Here is a 17,611-nt window from a genome sequence, read left to right on the forward strand (position 1 = left end):
GTCTTCCGACGGGCGTCAGTTGACCGCCCGCTCGGTGTTCTCGAAGCGCATGGACGTCTCGGACGTCACCGGCCGGGCCTTGCGGGAAGATACCAGGCCGGTATCGGCCAGGCGATTGACGAGGCGCCTCGTTGGATTCTCGAAATAGGCGTAGGTGCGGTCAGCGATGATCGTCAGCACCACGCAGCAGGCGAGGGCGAACAGGTCGAACTGATCCGGGCGCAATCCGAGCCAGGTCCATAGCGGCTTGAACACGGCAATCAGAACGGCATCGTGCAGCATGTAGATCGCGTACGAGGTGTTGCCGAGCCGTCCAAGCAGGCGGGCACCGGGGAACTCGGCGAAGGCGCTTTCGCCGACCGCGGTCAGAAGAATGGCGCAGGAGAACAGCAGAATGGCAAGGTCCGGCTTGGCGAAGACGTTGAGGACGAGCACGGAGATGCCGAACATGGCGATGCCGGCGAACACCACCCGCTTCTGCCGGTAGGGCTGCGACATCCGGAACAGGATCGCGAGCAGGATGCCGTTCAGGAAGCTCGGCAGCGCGCGGAGCATGCCGTAATCGTAATTGGCTCCGTACATCTGCGACCGTTCCTGCCAGATCGGCAAATGGCCATGCGCCAGGACCAGATAGAGCGCCGCGACGATTACAGCCAGGATCAGGGGATGCAGCTTGCGCGCAAACAGCATCAAGAGCGGAAAGATCAGATAGCAGAAGAATTCCGCGCTGATCGACCAGGATGGCGAGTTGAAGCTGAGGTGATCGGTGACGCCCCAGGCCTGCAGCAGCAGGAGGTTATACAGGAAGTCCAGCGGGGTCGACCGCGCCGTGCGCTCCAGGCCGACGCCGATGAGCACCACGAAGATGAGCAGGCTCAGCAAGTGCAGCGGATAGATCCGCGCGATGCGGCGGATCATGAAACGGGAATAGGCGCGCACGCCGCGCGCGTCGGACGGGTAGGAGTATGAGATCACGAAGCCGGACAGGATGAAGAACATGTCCACGAACAGGCCGTAGGAGCCGTTCCAGGCCGGCGAGATGCCCGTGTCGATCAGCTTCAGGTGGAAGATGAAGACCCCGAGCGCGGCGACGAAGCGGTAGAAGTCGAGAACGACAAAACGTCTTGCTTCACTGGCTTGCATCGGGCCTCGGAATCCTTGCGCGGTTCGTGGTTCTTCTAGAGGCGAATTGTGACGCAAGTTCGCAAGCGCGCGGGCCGATGCGGCGCAATCGCGGCAGTCCGTCAGAATTCATGGGGCCCATCCAATTGTGGATGGCAGTCAGCTCTCTGCTCATCGATGAGGCAGGCGCCCGATAAAGAATTGGGGGCCGGGACCCCTGCATGGTCCCGGCCCCCAGCGACGTGGCGCGCGTCTGGGCAGTATTTCGTCGGGCTCAGACGAACAAGAAGTCGTGGCTCGTCAGGCTGGAGACATAGACGTTCTTCAGCAGGATCGAATCATTGGCTGAGAACGTGATGAGCGCGTTCGTGCCGGACTGAGTCATTTGCAGGTGACTGTAGTCCGCGGCAAGCAGCTTCGAGATCTGGACCACGTCGTGAGTTGTGCCATCGCCGGCCTGGAAATTGAGGATCTGGTCCTGGCCGTGATCGTAAGCCACCGTTGTTGAGCTAGGTGCCGCCGAGAACACGTCGTTGCCGGCGCCGCCGTGAAGAGTTACGCCGCTGGCGACGGCCGTGACGTTGTGGGTGCCGTCGGTCTTGCTCTGATCGAAGAATTGGAGTGCGCTGGCGGAGTTGTAGTTCTCGTGCTGCGTCGTGCCGGTCTGTCCGTTGAAGTTGAACAGGAAGACGTCCTTCGAGCCGTCGGTGTTGTTGGCGATCTCCTGGGTCTTGGTGCCGGCGCTGTTGTAGATGTCGGTCAGCTTGCTGCCGTCGTCGTGGATGACCTGGGTATAGTCCAGGGTGCCGTCGGCGTGGGTCCGGGTGAGTTCGACCATCTTGCCCGAGGCATCGAGGTGCTGATGCTGGGTGGTGTAGGACTGCCCGGTGATGTTGTAATTCCAGTTGTCCGACGTGCCGTCGGCATTCTTGATATAGGCAGCGGATTTCACACCGCTGGCATAGACGGTCGTGGAGCTGTAACCATCGCTCTTGGTCGTCACTTCGCTGGTGATGACGCCGTTGGCGTCGTACCAGTCGGAGGTTTTGGTGCCGTCGGCGCTCTGCGCCAGGGTGAAGGCCAGGCTGTTGTCGGCGTGGGTGCGAACGATATCGGTGAGGAAGCCGGTCGAATCGTAGCTGTCGTGCTCGTTCGTATAGGTCTGGCCGACGATGTGGAACTGGAAGACGTCCTTCGACCCATCGGCGTGGTAGTCGGTCTCCGTCTTCCTGACGCCCGCTGTATCGTAGTTGGTGACCACGCTGCTGCCGTCGTCGTTGACGACCTGAGTGTAGTCGAGCGAGCCGTCGGCGTGCCAGCGGGTCACCTCCGTCGTCTGGCCGGTCGGATCGAGGTGCTGGTACTGCGTAGTGTAGCTCTGGCCGGTGATGTTGTAGCTATAGTTGTCGTGACTCATGTCGGCGTTGGTGATGTAAGCCGCCGTCTTCACGCCATTGGTGTAGATCGTGGTCGCGCTGTAACCGCTCGGCTTCTGGAGCACCTCGCTGGTGAGGACGCCGTTGGCATCGTACCAGTCCGTGGTCTTGGTCCCGTCGGCGCTCTGCACCAGCTTGAACGCCATGCTGCCGTCGGCGTGCTTGCGAATCAGCGTGGTGAGAAAGCCGGTCGTATCGTAGACGTCGTGCTCGGTCGTGTAGCTCTGGCCGGTGATGTTGAAGAGGAAAACGTCCTTGCTGCCGTCGGCGTGGAAGTCGGTTTCCTTTGTCCGCGTTCCGGCAGCGTCATAGTTGGTGACGACGCTGCTGCCGTCGTTGTTGATGACCTGGGTATAGTCGAGCGTGCCGTCGGCATGCTTGCGGGTTACGGCGGTGACCTTGCCGGACGGATCGACGTGCTGGATCAGCGTGGTGTAGCTCTGGCCGGTGATGCCAAAGGCGTAGTTGTCCTGGCTGCCGTCGGCATTCTTGACATAGGTATTGGTCTTGACGCCGTTGCTGTAGACCGTCGTCGAGGTATAGCCGTCCGCCTTCTGCACGACCTCGCTGGTGAGGCTGCCGGCGGCATTGTACCAATCGGTCGTCTTGGTGCCGTCAGGCGTCTGAACCAGCTTGAAGGCGAGACTGCCGTCGCTGTGCAGGCGCGTCAGGCCGGTGAGAAAGCCGGTCGCGTCGTAGACGTCGTGCTCGGTCGCGTAGCTCTGGCCGGTGATGTTGTAGGTCCAGACGTCCTTGCTGTGATCGGCATGATAGGCCGTCTCGACCAGCTTGACTCCCGTGGCACTGTACGTGGTGATCACGCTGCTGCCGTCGCTGTTGTAGACTTGCGTCGAATCCAGCGAGCCGTCGGCATGGCTGCGTGTCACCGAGGTGACCTTCCCCGAGGCATCGAGATGCTGCACCTGGGTGGTGAAGCTCTTGCCGGTGATGCCGTAGGTATAGTTGTCCTGCGAACCGTCGGCATTCTTGACGTAGGCGGCCGTCTTCACGCCGCTCGTGTAGAGAGTGGTGGAGTAATAGCCGTCGGACTTCTGGACGACCTCGCTCAGGAGGATTCCGGCCGTGTTGTAGGTGTCGGTGGTTCTGGTTGCGTCGGTGCCGACATGAACGAATTTCGTCTGCACACCATTGGTGTAGCTGATCAGGTCCTTGGAGCCATCGGTGTAGGCGACGGTGGTCGAGGTCGGCTGTCCACTCGAGTTCAGGCCGGTATCCGACTTCGACAGAAGCGTTCCGCTGGCGTTATAGGTCTTCGTGTTGCTCCAGGTCGCGGCCGCATTCGTCACCGAAAACGAGTATCCGCCCTGGATCTTGGAGAGAGCGCTGCCGTAATGGGCGATCATGTAGTCCATGGTCGCCTTCGAGGCGACCGGCAGCACGTGGGAGTCGGTCAGCGTGATGGTCTGCAGCGCGGTCGACTCGCTCAGGTCGGACAGTTGCGGCACGACCTCGGCAGCCGTGCCGCTGACAGTGGTCCTCGTGTCCGGCGGAGTCGGATCGGTCGCGGGCGCGTCGATCTCGATGATCAGCGGGTGATCGCTGACCGGGATGGTGATCGTGCTGACGTCGGTGTAGCTGGCGATCGCCGTGGTTCCCGTCAGCGTGTCATACACCTTCACCGAATGATGCACGCCACCGAGGTTCACCGTGACGGTCTCGGTCGGATTGGAAATCTCGGTGTCGTTGGCGTACTTCCAGAGCTTCGGCTCCGCCCAAACGACGAGCTCGTAAGCGCCATTGCTCTTGCCGAGTACCATGCTGTTGCCGGAGGCGGGCATGTTGCTCAGCGTGTAGTTCAACGGATCAGTCGGCTGCAGGCCGCCCTTGCCGTCGTCGGCCAGAATGGTCGTCAGGTTGTGAATGCCCGTCGCGGCGAGCTTCGGAGTCCCGTCGGAATTGAACAGTCCGAAATTGGCTTCGGGATTGGTATTACCCGCGGAGGAATCGCGATCGAACAGCTCGTAGAGATAAGTCGAGCTGACGCCGGCCTTGTAGGCATCAACCAGGGTGTTCAGGATCGATTTGGCCTGCACCGTCTCGTTGACACCGAGATATTGGGTGTTGGCCTGCGTGGTGTAGCCGGTTTCCGTGATGACGACGGGCTTTCCCGGTGCCGCGGCCATGACCGCGCTCAGCGTTGCCGCAATTGAGCTGCCGGTAGTCAGGCTGGTGCTGACATAGGCGTGGGCGTTGGCGTAGTCGACAGAACCCGACATGTCGCCGAGCTGGCTGTAGCCCTGGGGATCATTGTAGGCCAGTGACAGATTGTAGACCGGAATGCTGCCGAGCGCGGCGTTGGCGTTGACGGCCTGATAGAGCGCGCTCTGGAACTGAGCCGCGGCGGTGAGGCTCGAGCTGCCATTGTAGCTGAAGGGCTGGTGATTGGCCTCGTTGAGTCCCTCGATGGCGCTGATGCTGCCCGCATGGTTCGTCACGAACTTCTGGAGCGAGGCGATGTAGTTCTGCAGCCCGGTTGTGCCCGTCTGGGGCAGGGCGGACGACACCAGGAAGTCGAACTTGTAGCCGGCGGCGGCCAGACCGTCGACGACGGGTTGCGCAGCCGGGCTGGTCCCCATCGCGTCGCGGAGATGGGTGACGCCGAGATACTCGAGGTCATCGACCATCAGCGCGAGATTGTTGTAGCCGGTCCACCCGAAGCCGGCGTGCGTGTTGACGCCGATGGAGTTGATGAAGCCGCTGGCGGATAGGATGGTCTGGTCTGACATTGCACACTCGAGTTTCAGCGCGAACAAAATTGCTCGCAGGGATTTGCGTTCAAGCTTCTGTGTCGAGTGTGAATTTCAGATAAAAATAGAAGCTACAAATCGCGAGCGAAGTGGGGTTCCTTGTGCAGGAACAGATTCGCTCTTTGCAGCAGAATAGGAATGCGATGCCGGGGCAGGATGACGTGAGGAAGGCGCTTTCGTGATTTTCGCGATTTGCGCTGCTGAATGTATGCGCAGGCTGTGCGAAATGGATTGGTACGACGGGTGTCGGAAAGGGCGACGCGGCTCGCTTGACCGCCGTTCGGAGTATCTTCGTCATGCCTTCGTGCAGCTCATTGGTTTTGTTGCACGGGAAGTTCGCAGATGCCGCTTCGATGGGCGGTTAAGGTCCTGGGCTTGCTCGCAGGGGTTGTAGGTGCTCAGGGATGGTGCAGGCGCTTGCTGCTGGCTGACCGACAAGCTGGTTCCGTATGTCGGAACCCGATCTGCGCGCTTATCCCGGTGCGACCGCATCAGCTGCGGCGGGCCAGCATTAAAAAGTCTCCGCGCCATCCGATGACCGCCGTTGCAATCGCGGCGATCGCGATCTTGCCGGCGAGCCATGTCGCGGGCTCCGTCGGCATCGAACCGAGCGACCCGATCAGAATTGCGGCCACCAATGCCTGCATGACCAACGACCAGCGCGGGAATGCCTCGAACCGCAGGGTCGGACGGAGTGCGACCACGATCGTTGCGAAGGTGGCGAGCGAAGCGCAGCCGACTGCCTGTCGCGGCGACAGGCCGGCCCATACCGCGACCAGCGCGACGGCTGCGACGATCACTAGCTGGCCAGCCGCGACGAGCACGAGCCTGGTCGCGAGCTTTTCCAGGTGTGGAACCACCGCGATGGTGGCCTGGAGATGCGTGTGCAGGAAATAGAAGGCGGCCACCACGGGCGCCGTCGACAGGAAGCCGTCAAGGCTCTCCCGCGGCACCAGGATACGGGCTGCATCAGGAATGAAGGCGACCAGGCCGCCGAGCAGCACGAGGGTCGTGCAGATCATGAATTCGAACATCCGCCGCGCCGATTGAACCGACTTCACGGCGGTCCCGTGTTCGAAGTCCTTGACCAATTCGGGATAGCTCACGGTGTGAATTGCTGCGTTGAGGACCCAGAACGGGCGCTGCAGCAGGTCGAGCGCGATCGAAAATCCGGCACCCGCCCCCGTTGCGCCCAGCCGGCCGATGATGATGACACGGAGCAGCACCGGCACCGACAAATGGATGACGGAGGCGCCCGCCGCGAGCATGCCGTAGCGGGCGAAGGTCTTCCAGTCGGTCAGCATCGCCTGCAACGAGGCGCGCTCCAGCGGCGTGCGATACGAGACGAGGCCCGCGACGAGTCCCAGCATGTGACCCGACGCAATCCCGAGCAGCGCAGCTTCAGCCGTCCCCGAAATCGCCCCTCCCACGGCGGCCCCGGCCAGAAGCGCGGTGGCACGCAGTGCAAGAAGAGAGGACGCGACGCCCAGCCGGTCGGACAGACGGACCGACAGGAAGTAGAGATCCGTCAAGCCCTGAAGCACGGATATGCCCAGACCCAACGCGATGATCCCCGCCGGGAGCGCGCTGGCCATGGATGCGGAGCTCCCGACCACGACGAGCGCGCCCGCACTCGACAGGCCTGCCGCAAACAGCGACCACCTCAGCCGGGCCGCTTCGTTCTCCCCGGCTGCGGCCAGAAAACGCAGTCCGGCGAGTTGCAGCCACTCGAACATCAGGACGCAGAGCAATTGGCTCGAGGCCAGCGCGAGCGAAAAGCTGGTGTAGTCGGCAGCGGGCAACAGATGGCTGATCGCGAAGATCAGGACGATCGCCGCGGCGCTCTGATAGACGTAGCCCGCCATCGCGAGGAGGCGTGTCATCGCGGAATGAGGCGCTCCTTGCCGACGACCGCCGGTCCCTGTGGCGCTTCGGTCGTGGCTGCGCGCAAGTGTGACATCCGTTGCTCGCGCAATTGTTCATACAGGTTCTTGTATGAAGACAGCACGTCGGAAAATATCCACTTGTTGGTATCCGCGATGAGGCGCCGGCTGATCTCGTCGATCTTGTGCGGATCGGCCGCGACCGCGAGCATGCTCTTGGCCAGGGATTGCGGATCGGCTTCAGTCAGCCAGCCCGTGATGCCGTGCTCGATGACCTCGGGCATGCCGCCAAAGCGGGTTCCGAGCAGCGGCCTGCCGGCCGCCTTGGCATCGGCGACGACGAGCGGGCCAGGGTCGTGCCAGATCGACGGAGCGATCACCACGTCCACTTGCTTGTAGAAATCGTCCGGCACCACGAAGCCCATGAACTCGATTCGTGCATCCGGCGCGAGCGCCCTGAGGCGTCGTTGCTCCTCGTCGCTGACACGGCCGGCAATCATCATGCGGATGCGATCCGGGGGCAGCAGAGCCAGCGCCCGCATCAAATTGTCGATGCCCTTTTCCTCCGTGAGGCGGCCGATGAATCCGAACGTCACTTCGGTGGTGCAGACCGGACGAGGATAGGGCTCACGCGGCGGCTCGGTCGAGGCGTTGCGGATCACGGTGCGGATCGGTGTCTCCGAGAACATGCCCATGTCGGTGTGAATGGACAGGACGCGCTCGCTCACGCCGACCACGGCGCTGAGCCAATGCGTGGCACGCCTGCGATGAAAGGTCAGAATTCCGCAGCTCGTGCAGGTGTGCTCGCAAGATCGTCCCTTCTCGAAGCGCGAGCAGCGCGGGCAGGTCAGATAATAGTCGTGAAGCGTATGGAGCACGGGAACGCCGAGCTGGGCGGCAACGCGCCAGATCGCGGTGGTGAGGCCCGACAAATTGTTGGAGTGCAACACGTCCGGCTTGAAAGCCCGGATGCGCTCCGCGATCAGGGGGGCCCGCATCTGCCAGTCGTCGACGGCGTGCCAGATGCTGCGCAGCGCGACGTTCTTCTGCTCCGTAAAGGGCAAATAGATGTTCTGCACCGGCGCGGAATAGACGTTGATGCCGTTGCAGCTTTCGCGCGCCTGCTCGGGCGAGGATGCGGCCCGGATCACCTCCACTTCGTCACCGCGCTGCACCAGGCCTTCGGCGAAACGCCGCGCGAAGATCTCTGCGCCGCCGACGATCTTTGGGGCCTGAGGCGTCGGATAAAGCGTGGACGTCAAAAGAACTTTCATCGCGTCAACCTCATGTCTGCAAAAAAATAATCGCGTCTACCGCGCCGGCCTTATCTCCAGGGCGGGAACGGCACTGTCATTGGCTGCAATCAGGACCGGTGTGCTCGAGACGGGGATCCAGACCCCGGACGCAGGCTTTGCCGTCTGGTCGCACGGCATCGCAAAGCTGGCGCCTGGTTGATCGCCTTTGAGCCGAATTTCGTACCGTCGGTCCGGAGCCTCGGACCAGACCGCAACTCTGCCGCCGGAAGCCGTCGATGCATTGATCGATACGACCCCGCTGGCGAGCTCGCGTCGCTCGGCACTCAGGCTGGAGCGAACGAAGGCCCAGGCGCCCTGGGCGGCACAGGCAACCGGCTTTGGCGAATTGTCGAAACGATAGAGCCCGAAATTGTCCTCCAGCTCCGATGGATTCTTTCCGCTGTCCTTGAGCTCGTAGAGCCACATGCCCTTGAGCCAGCGCGTCGCGGTCGATGCCCACAGGATGAGCTGCGCCGTATTGTCGGCCTGGGCCTGCTCGCTGACGCCGCATTTGTTGGACGCCGTGGTCCAGCCTGTCTCAGTGACATAGATCGGAAAATCGGGGTTTCCGCTCGCCTGGCCGACGAGACGGTGAAACGCCGTGACACGGTCGATGATTTCGGCCGAGGTGCGTTTGCTCGGGCCCATGCAGAAATTGTAGAGATGGATCGAAGCGCCGTCCGCATATTGAAGGATGCCGGTCCGCAGCATCTTCTCCGTCCATGTCCAGCCGGGATCGTCGCCGAGAGCTCCGACCAGGAAAGGCGCATTCGGCGCGACCCGCTTGACCGCCGGCCGCGCGACTTGCGCGAGCGCCAGATAGTTTTCCGGCGAGAACGCGGCATCCTTCTTCGCCGCCAGATTCCATTCGTTCCAGAGCTCGAAAAGTGGATGCTGCGCCACGACCGATTGCGCTGCCGCAGCAGCATAGTCGGCAAACCGCTGTCGCGCTTCATCGGTCGTCGGTGGCGACGAATTCGGAACCAGATGGTGGCCGAACGCAAGGATCAGAAGGGGACGCGCGACGCCGGATCTGACCTGCGCCTCGAGCCTGCCGAGCCTGGGCGTGAACCCCATCCGGCGTCCCCCCACCTCGAAATCGGACCAGGGAAAATCGTCGCGGAAAGCGTTGAGGCCGAGTTGCTTGATCTGCGCGACGTTCTCCGAAGGCACGTATCCGCGCGCGCTCACCGGACCACCCAGCCCCTGATGCGTGCCGACCCCCAGCAGGAATCGGGCATCGAGCGGTTGAGCCTGCTGCGCGCAGACGGAAACCGGCAGGAAAATGGATGCGATGAGGCTCGCAAGGCGGAAGCTGCCGCGAACCAAGGTGCGTGGGAGCGATGGAGCCATCAGAAATTCTTGGAGAGATCCGATTGCAGTGCGGCCTTCGCCTCGACCGGTGTCCGATCGTCATGCAGGAGCTCGGCATAGACCTGTTGCAACTGTCCATGCGTCTTCTGAACGTCATAAAGCTGCTTGAACCGGTCGTAGCCGCGCTGTCCCAGCACCTTGAGATCGAAATCGAGCGCCCGCCGGAAACCGTCGACGAGCGGCTGAACGGCGACGGGCTCGCATAGCACGCCGGTGACGCCGTCAACGACGATCTCGGGCAACGCGCCACTGCGGAATGCCAGGATGGGTTTTGCGGCGCGCATCGCTTCCAGGGCAACGAGGCCAAAGGCCTCCCATCGTGACGGGATCACGACGAGATCGGCGGCCTCGAGCTGGGTCTCGATGGTCGGGCGGTCGAGCCAGCCCAGCAGGGACACGTTGGACGGGACGCTCGGGCCTTCGTACTTGTTGACGACGGAGGCGCCGATCATGCGGATATCAAGCACATCTTCGAGCGTGCGCGCCGCTTCGATCAGGAGGTCGAATCCCTTCTGGCGATCCAGGCGTCCGATGAACAGAACCTTGACCTTCTTGGAGGTCCAGTCCGCCGCGACGGGCTGCGGCGTGCGGCTCTTCGAGATGCCGTTGTGGACGAGGGTGAGGCGGTCGGCCGGAATTCCCGCGCGGACCGCTTCGTTGAACTCGTCGCTGGAGATGCAGATGATTCGGTCCGACGTCCGCGCGAGAAGGTTCTCCGCCGCCTTTGTCACCACATGACTGAGGCGCCCGGTCTCGCGTGAAAATGCCCAACCGTGCGGGCAATAAACGACGCGCGGACCGTTCGAGCGGGCCGCAAGCGCGGGACGGAGCACGAGGCCTGCAAACGAGGAATGCAGATGCACCACGTCCGGCTTGAAGGCGTCCAGTGCCTGCATGCTTGCGCGCAGCATCTGGAACAGTCCGGCAACGCTGCGGCCGGATCGTTCGAACGTCGTAATCTGGTTGTCATCGACCGCGGGAAGATCGCGGCGATGATCCGAGGGCACGACATAGTGCACGTTCTCCGTGCCGAAACTTGCCTGTTGCTGTGGATGCAACTCGTTCAGGTAGCTCGCAATCCCGCCCCGAATCGTCTCGGCGATGTGCAGCACTTTCATCGTTTGCCTTGCATAAGGCTGCGTCGGAGGCCCAGACATCCTGTATCCCTGTTCTATGTTCGCTAGTGCGAGATACAGTTCCTCGAATACGTAGCGATAATGGGGCAGCGATGTGGTGATGTTGCGCCAAGCCTTTCGCATGCTTGCAAGTCGTTACAAAAACAAAAAAGTTTCATGGAACTATGCAAAGGCAAGCGAGTTGCGAGACGCTTGTGCGGGAGCTTTTGCGCGCGATAGGCGAGTTGCGTCTGATTTCAAGCCGCGCTGGCGACGTTCGCCGGGCCTGCGAGATGATCGAGCAGAGCCTTCGCCGATTTCTTCCACGAATAGAATGCAACGCGATCCTGCTGCCTCATGCGTTCCTGATCAGAGATGGCGCCGGTTGCCAATCTTTCGAGCATGAGCTGCTTCAGCGCTTCGGCGTCGCTGGCGCGAAAATACGCAGCTGCATCACCACAGGTCTCAACGACCGCATCGGCGGTCGAGGCGATGACCGGACAGCCGAAGATCATGGCTTCCAGCGGCGGCACGCCAAACCCCTCGTAGAGCGAGGGGAACACAAATGCCGATGCATGCGCATAGAGTGCTGCAATCTCACTGTCGGTCAGGCGTCCCGCCAGCAGCAGGCCGGAAGCTCCGTCGCCAGAATTGTCCTGGAAGACCTTGCTGTTGTCGCCTCCGACGATGACCAGCGGAACGTCGGCCCGATCGAGCAACTGGACAGCGCGGATCGCGACGGAAAGATTCTTGTTCTTGGTCCTTGAGCCCACATAGAGGAAGAATTGCTGCGGCTGAACCCCAAGTCTGGCAATGATGCCGGGATCCGGCTTCGTCTTGGCGAAGTGTTCTGCGCTGTTGGAGAAGACCGGGATCGCCGTTGCTGACAGATTCAGCACCTCGGCAAGCTCTTTGCGCGAAAAAGCCGATACGGTTGCGATGCTTGCGTGTCGGGCGAGCAGCCGGCCCATCGTTCGGTGGACTGCCAGATAGCGCCAGCTGAAGAAGTCCGGCCTGCGAAACACCTGTGCGTCGTGGATCACGACAATGTGGTCGCGATGGAACACCGGGCCGGAATTGGCCAGACTGATCAGGCGGCCGCCCGCAGCGGCGCGCGCCAGATCGATTTGGTCCCAGGCATGCCCGCGCAAGCGGCCGACGGTGCGAATCTTGATTCGCTCGAGGTGAAGGTCTTCGCTTGCATCCACGGGCGTCAGCAACTGCCAGTCTGCGTTCCGCAGCGAGGCGGGCGTTTGCTCCGACGCCAGCTGCGCGTCGATCGCCTTGACGATTTCTGCGGCATAACGCTGAACGCCGGTGAGTTTTTGCGACAGAAAGCGGCCGTTGATGAAGAATTTCAATTGGCTACCAGAATTGTTCTTGGGGATCCGGGCCGCGTTTCCGAAAAAGCCGGCGGCGGACGAATTGCAAAGGAGCAACCGTTAGGTACAAAAATATGACGCAGCTCTGCAGGGCGCTGAGGCGCCGGCTGCATGGCTGGCGCCGCCTTGCTGCATGTGAGGTCGCGGTGTAGATGTCGCGCATGAGCGATGACAGCCACTCCCTCCGCGGCGGCGGGCTCACCGTAACCGTCAAGGCGCACGGCGCCGAGCTGTGCTCGCTGAAGGACGGGGGCGGCGTCGAATTCGTCTGGCAGGCGGGGCCGGAATGGCCGCGCCATGCGCCGTTGCTGTTTCCGATCGTCGGGCGCCTCGCCAAGGACGAATTGCGGCACCGGGGCAAGACGTATCGGATGACCCAGCACGGCTTTGCGCGCGACAGCCGCTTTGCGTGGACGGAGCGCGGCGAGAGCCGCTGCACGCTGGTGCTCGAAGACAGCGAGGCGACGCGCGCGCTCTATCCGTTCCCGTTCCGGCTGACCGCAATTTATACGCTCGATGATGCCGGCCTCGACCTGACGCTCGTGATCGCCAACACCGGCAAGGAGACATTGCCGGCTTCGATCGGCGGTCATCCCGCGTTCAACTGGCCGCTCCAGCCGGGACTTGCCAAGGAGAGCTACGCGCTGACCTTCGCCGGCGCGGAGTCGTCTCCCGTCCGCCGTCTCGAGGGCGGATTGCTGCGCTCGGCAACGGAGCCGAGCCCGGTCAAAGGTACGGTGCTCCCCTTGTCCGAATCCCTCTTCACCGACGACGCTGTCATTTTCGACCGGATCGAGAGCAATGCGGCCCGCTATGCTGCGTCCACCGGCCCCTGGCTCAAAATGTCCTGGCGCGGCTTTCGCGAACTCGGCGTCTGGTCGAAACCATCCGGCGCGCCGTTCCTCTGTATCGAGCCCTGGCGCGGCTATGCCAGTCCCGCCGGCTTCGACGGCGAGTTCAGCGACAAGCCGGGCCTGATGCATATCGTGCCGGGCGCGGAAGAGAGCTTGTCGTTCCGGATCGAGGTCGGATCGTCCTGAACTCCAAGGCGAGCTGATCGATGGCCCTCAAACCTCGATCCGCGTGAGATCCTCGCCGAGCACGACAGGACCGGCATAGTCCTGCCTGACATCCGCAAGCAGCGCGTTCAGCATGGCATCGTCGGTGCGCGGCCGGTGGTGGGTCAGCGCGAGCTTCTTAACGCCGGCCTTGGCCGCGATCTTGCCGACGGTATCGCCGCAGGCGATCGTGAATTTCGCAAGGCGGCGAAGGTGCTCGTTGTTGATCTCCGGCGTTGCCAGGAAGCAGCACTGAACAAGCAGGTCGGCTCCCTGTGCCAGCCGCTCGAGCCCGGGGCAGGGGACAGTGTCGCCTGAAATTGCAATGACCTTGCCCTCCGCTTCGAAGCGGTAGCCGAGACACATCCATCGCGCGAGGAAGGCCGCCGGCATGTCGAGACCATCGCCATGCGAGACCAGCTCGGCGCTGATCTTCCAGCGCCCGGTGTCGAGAACGGGCCCTGGTACGATGTCCGTTGCGACGACGGGTTTCCAGCCGCCGAAGGTCGGCTCGCCCTTGTCGCGCCAGGTGATGTCCTTGTCGTAGACCTGCGTGATCAGCGTGTGGACGAGCCGCTCGGTATCCGGAGGGCCGTAGATGCGCAGCGCGTCTTTGCGCCCGGCCATCCATGAATTCAGCATCACGTCGTAGAGGTCGCCGATGTGGTCGAAATGATGGTGCGTGAGAAAAACCGTGTTGATGGCGCCGAGCGGAACGCCGGCCTTGCTGAGCTGCACCATGACGCCGCGGCCGGCGTCGAACAGGATATTCTCGTCGCCGAGCCTGATCAGTGTGGTCGTCGCCATGCGGTGAGGGTCCGGGCGCGGGCCGCCGGTGCCTAGCAGTATGACCTCCATCGTGCCCACTCCAGCGTGAAGAGTCTTCACAGTAGATACGAAGGCGGCAATGAAGCAAGCCGCCTCGGGCCGGCAGGGACAGAGCAGGGCGTTCAGCGCATGCCGGCCGCGGTGGCGGCAATGGTCGGTCGGAGTCTTGATCGGCCCGGTCCCGCGGTTGTCAGGCGATGCGCCAGGTCCTGCGCGCGCCGTTCGACCAGATGCCATGTCGCGCGTGCGACGAGGTAGCTCAGCGCGGCGGTGACGACATAGGCCGTGAGCAGCGAGACCAGTCCATCCGCGACCGGCCAGAGCTGACGCAAGCCATAGATCACCGCGAAGTGCGACAGATACATCGAATAGGAATTGCGGCCGAGCGTCTCGAGCGGCTGGAAGCGGATGGCAAGCTTGATGCAGCCGGCCACCAGCGCGCCGAGCACGAGGTTGATCATCAGATAGTTGAATTCGTGCGAGCCGGTTGCGCGGTCGGCGGCAAAGGACAGCGCGATGAAAACGGCAAAGATCGCGGCGTCGGACCTCGTGAAGCCGTCGCGCAGCGCGAAGAACAGCGCGCATCCGATCAGGAAGACCGGCAGCTGGTTCAGGAAGCTGATGTGGAGCGTGGTCCAGACGAATGCCTCGTGGCCGGGGCCGTAATAGGCCGAGAACAGCGCGAAGGCCCACGGCTTGAACAGGCAGACATTGACGAGATGCAGCACGATCGCCAGCGCAACATAGAGATGGCGGCGCGACCCGAACGCAGTGATCAGAAGCGGGAAGACGAGATAGAAGGTCATCTCCGCCGCGATCGACCAGTCGCCCGGCACTACGCTGTTGACGCTGTCCGGCCAGAAGCCGTGCAGGAAGGTCGCGGTCAGGATCACCTGAACGGGCCCGATGCCGTAGGGCGCGTTGGCGCTCGGTCCGGTGCCGTTGATGGCGAGGTAGACCGGGATCGCCAGCCAGAACAGCGGCGCGATGCGCAAGAAGCGCCGGATGTAGAATTTGCCGGTCGGATTCGTCTCGCCGCTGCGCTGCGTCCACATCAGGCACATCGTCATGGCGCTGACGAAGTAGAACACGTTGACGCCGGTCCAGCCGCACATGAAGGCGAAATCGACGGCGTGGATGTTCGACGGAAACGCCTGCGAAACGTGGATTGCCATCACACCGGCAATGGCAAGGCCGCGCAGGACATCGAGCGTGTGCGAACGGGCGAACGGCGCCGTGCCTTGCTCGGTTCGACCGGCAGCCAACCGGGCCTGCCCCTGCATCACGCCTGCTCCGTGGTTCTGATTGTGCAGGCGGGACAATAGAGGCGCAGCCCGGCCTTCCGAAGCCGAAGGCCTTTTTTACGTTAACCGGCGGTTGAGTCCGAGGCCGAATGTCAGGGATTGGCCTCCGCGGGCCGGCGCAGGCCCCCACAAGGGCCATCCTGCGCTATGATGCGCGGATTGAGAATTGTGGGCCAATTCATACTTAATGGTTGAAGATCATGAGCAATATTGTTTGCGCGTCGCAACCCGCCTAATATTCCGGCGGCTAATTTCGGGGGCTCGAACAAGTCGTGAATGTACGTTCACATGACGGCGCATTGCGCGGCGAGATGGATCGCCAGGTCGGGTCGCAGGCACACAGGATACCCAAGACATTGGTTGATTCCGCACGTCAGGAAGTGCGTCCCGCCGGCCGCGAGCGGCTGATCGTCGTCGAGGACGATCCGGTGACGCGGACCATGCTGGTCGGCTATTTCAGCGAGAACAATTTCGACGTGGTCGGCGCCGGCTCCTGCGCGGAATGCCGCCAGGCGCTGCGCGCGCGCACCGATCTCGTCTTCCTCGATCTGCAGCTGCCCGACGGTGACGGCTTCGAGCTCGCCAAGGAGATCCAGGCGACCAGCAATGCGGGCATCATCTTCGTGACGCGCCGCGACACCGACGTCGATCGCATCCTCGGTCTCGAGATTGCCGGCGATCACTACGTCACCAAGCCGATCAATCTGCGCGACCTGCTCGCGCGCGCACGCAGCGTGCTGCGGCGGCGCTCGCTCGACCGCAAAGCAGCCCGCAACCACAATTCGATCGCCTTCGGCGACTGGATCATCGACCTGACCCGGCGCGAATTGCTCGGCAGCGACGGCAAGCCGGTGGCGCTGACCCGCGCCGAATTCGATCTGCTCGCGGCGCTCGTCGGCGCCGACGGACGGCCGCTCAGCCGCGACTATCTGATCGAGGTCGTCAGCAACCGCCAGGCCGAGGTCGACATCCGCACGGTCGACGCGCTGGTGGCGCGGCTGCGCCGCAAGCTCGTCGGCAGCGGCACCCCCGTGATCGCGACCGTCACCGGCGTCGGCTACAAGCTGGCGCTTAGTGAGCGGCTGTAGAGCATGATCCGGACCCGAAGGGCCGCGTGAGCGCAAAGTGTGCAGCGGTTTTCCGAGAAGATCATGCTCAAACAATAGCGGCCGAAGCCCGCCGCATCGTCGTCAACGCGATGCGACGCGCTTCCATCGTGCTTCGATGCGAGCCTTGATCTGGCTGATCCGGGCCTCGTGGGCGGCCCAATAGGCGCGGCTCGCGGCCGCGCTGCCTTGACGATAGCGGGCATAGACCGTTTTGGGCTGCACCGACATCTTCGGACGGGGCGCCGGCTTTGCCGGAGTCGCCGCAGGAGCTGCGGGAGTCGGCCGGGGCGCCGGATCCGGAACGGCCGCGACCTCGGCGTCCAGAGCCCTGGAATTCATGGCGACAAGACGGTTACGGGCCCGGTTGCAATAGACGTGCGACCGCGGCGTCATCTCTTCCTCGCCATGGCCTGCCCGGTATTTCATGAGGGCGCGGCAGATGTCCCCGCCCGCCAGGCGCCAGGCCCGGCTGAGGTAAAGCACCCCGTAATGGATGTTGATGTCGGGTTCGGCGAGCTCCGCCTCGGTGCCCCGGAAGCCCAGCATCGCCGCCGTCTCGGGCCGCAGCTGCATCAGGCCGATCTCTCCGACGCTGCCGACGACGGCCGAATTGTAGCCGCTTTCGACGAACACGACCGCTTCGGCGATATCGGCCGGTAAATCGGTCTTCTCGGTTTCTCGCTCGATGATCTTCCGGATCATTGCCCGGGATGACGGAGTCTCGCCGGCGCCGAGCTCCGCCCTGCCGTTGGAGATCGCCGACGTCGCGCGCGGCTCGTCCATATCGCCGTCTCCGGCTTGTGCGCAGAGCGGGGCCGACAACAGCAGGACGAGCACCACGTGTCTCCACGTCGCGTTGAGATTGAAGCGTGCCCGATCCCGCAGCATGGGTCTGTCATAGAGCTCCGGAGTTAATAAACCGGCCTCCGGCGCGCGG

At 62.9% G+C, this 17,611-nt stretch carries 13 protein-coding genes; 3 read left to right on the top strand and 10 right to left on the bottom strand.

The window, feature by feature from the left end; translation table 11 throughout:
• Positions 1-15: 15 nt before the first annotated feature.
• The 7 genes from IVA81_RS13560 to IVA81_RS13590 all read right to left on the bottom strand — a co-directional run bounded on the left by IVA81_RS13560 (position 16) and on the right by IVA81_RS13590 (position 11,964).
• Positions 16-1,143, bottom strand: coding sequence for an acyltransferase (locus tag IVA81_RS13560; protein WP_247318105.1), 1,128 nt, complete (start codon positions 1,141-1,143; stop codon positions 16-18).
• A gap of 253 nt (positions 1,144-1,396) precedes the next feature.
• Positions 1,397-5,305: an RHS repeat protein gene (locus IVA81_RS13565; RefSeq protein WP_247318107.1), complete on the bottom strand. Its 3,909-nt coding sequence runs from the start codon at positions 5,303-5,305 to the stop codon at positions 1,397-1,399.
• Positions 5,306-5,817: 512 nt separating this feature from the next.
• Positions 5,818-7,209, bottom strand: a complete 1,392-nt coding sequence (locus tag IVA81_RS13570) for a hypothetical protein (protein WP_247318110.1) — start codon at positions 7,207-7,209, stop codon at positions 5,818-5,820.
• On the bottom strand, positions 7,206-8,483 hold the full coding sequence (locus tag IVA81_RS13575) for a glycosyltransferase family 4 protein (RefSeq protein WP_247318113.1): 1,278 nt from the start codon (positions 8,481-8,483) through the stop codon (positions 7,206-7,208). The genes IVA81_RS13570 and IVA81_RS13575 overlap by 4 nt, the downstream gene beginning before the upstream one ends.
• 36 nt (positions 8,484-8,519) lie before the next feature.
• A complete protein-coding gene (locus tag IVA81_RS13580) occupies positions 8,520-9,857 on the bottom strand; it encodes a hypothetical protein (protein ID WP_247318116.1) in 1,338 nt (445 codons plus the stop codon).
• Positions 9,857-10,996: a glycosyltransferase gene (locus tag IVA81_RS13585; protein ID WP_247318119.1), complete on the bottom strand. Its 1,140-nt coding sequence runs from the start codon at positions 10,994-10,996 to the stop codon at positions 9,857-9,859. Before IVA81_RS13585 ends, IVA81_RS13580 begins: the two co-directional genes overlap by 1 nt.
• 254 nt (positions 10,997-11,250) lie before the next feature.
• On the bottom strand, positions 11,251-11,964 hold the full coding sequence (locus IVA81_RS13590) for a glycosyltransferase family 1 protein (RefSeq protein ID WP_247318122.1): 714 nt from the start codon (positions 11,962-11,964) through the stop codon (positions 11,251-11,253).
• Here IVA81_RS13590 and IVA81_RS13595 point away from each other — a divergent pair.
• Both IVA81_RS13595 and IVA81_RS13600 read left to right on the top strand, forming a co-directional pair.
• Entirely contained in the window at positions 11,941-12,453 is a 513-nt protein-coding gene (locus IVA81_RS13595) for a hypothetical protein (protein ID WP_247318125.1), read from the top strand. The genes IVA81_RS13590 and IVA81_RS13595 overlap by 24 nt on opposite strands.
• An 83-nt stretch (positions 12,454-12,536) precedes the next feature.
• On the top strand, positions 12,537-13,415 hold the full coding sequence (locus tag IVA81_RS13600) for an aldose 1-epimerase family protein (protein WP_247318129.1): 879 nt from the start codon (positions 12,537-12,539) through the stop codon (positions 13,413-13,415).
• Between the two features lie 27 nt (positions 13,416-13,442).
• Here the strand turns inward: IVA81_RS13600 and IVA81_RS13605 are convergent, their stop codons facing one another.
• Positions 13,443-14,240, bottom strand: coding sequence for an MBL fold metallo-hydrolase (locus IVA81_RS13605; RefSeq protein WP_247318133.1), 798 nt, complete (start codon positions 14,238-14,240; stop codon positions 13,443-13,445).
• A gap of 143 nt (positions 14,241-14,383) precedes the next feature.
• Positions 14,384-15,544 (bottom strand): acyltransferase, encoded by a 1,161-nt coding sequence (locus tag IVA81_RS13610; protein WP_247318135.1) that lies wholly within the window; start codon positions 15,542-15,544, stop codon positions 14,384-14,386.
• Positions 15,545-15,837: 293 nt separating this feature from the next.
• Here IVA81_RS13610 and IVA81_RS13615 point away from each other — a divergent pair, with 293 nt between their 5' ends.
• A complete protein-coding gene (locus tag IVA81_RS13615; protein WP_247318138.1) occupies positions 15,838-16,653 on the top strand; it encodes a response regulator transcription factor in 816 nt (271 codons plus the stop codon).
• 102 nt (positions 16,654-16,755) lie between these two features.
• Here the strand turns inward: IVA81_RS13615 and IVA81_RS13620 are convergent, their stop codons facing one another.
• Positions 16,756-17,562: a transglycosylase SLT domain-containing protein gene (locus tag IVA81_RS13620; RefSeq protein ID WP_247318158.1), complete on the bottom strand. Its 807-nt coding sequence runs from the start codon at positions 17,560-17,562 to the stop codon at positions 16,756-16,758.
• Positions 17,563-17,611 lie beyond the last annotated feature (49 nt).

The organism is Bradyrhizobium sp. 141 (assembly GCF_023074055.1).
In the GTDB taxonomy this organism is placed as follows: Bacteria; Pseudomonadota; Alphaproteobacteria; order Rhizobiales; family Xanthobacteraceae; genus Bradyrhizobium.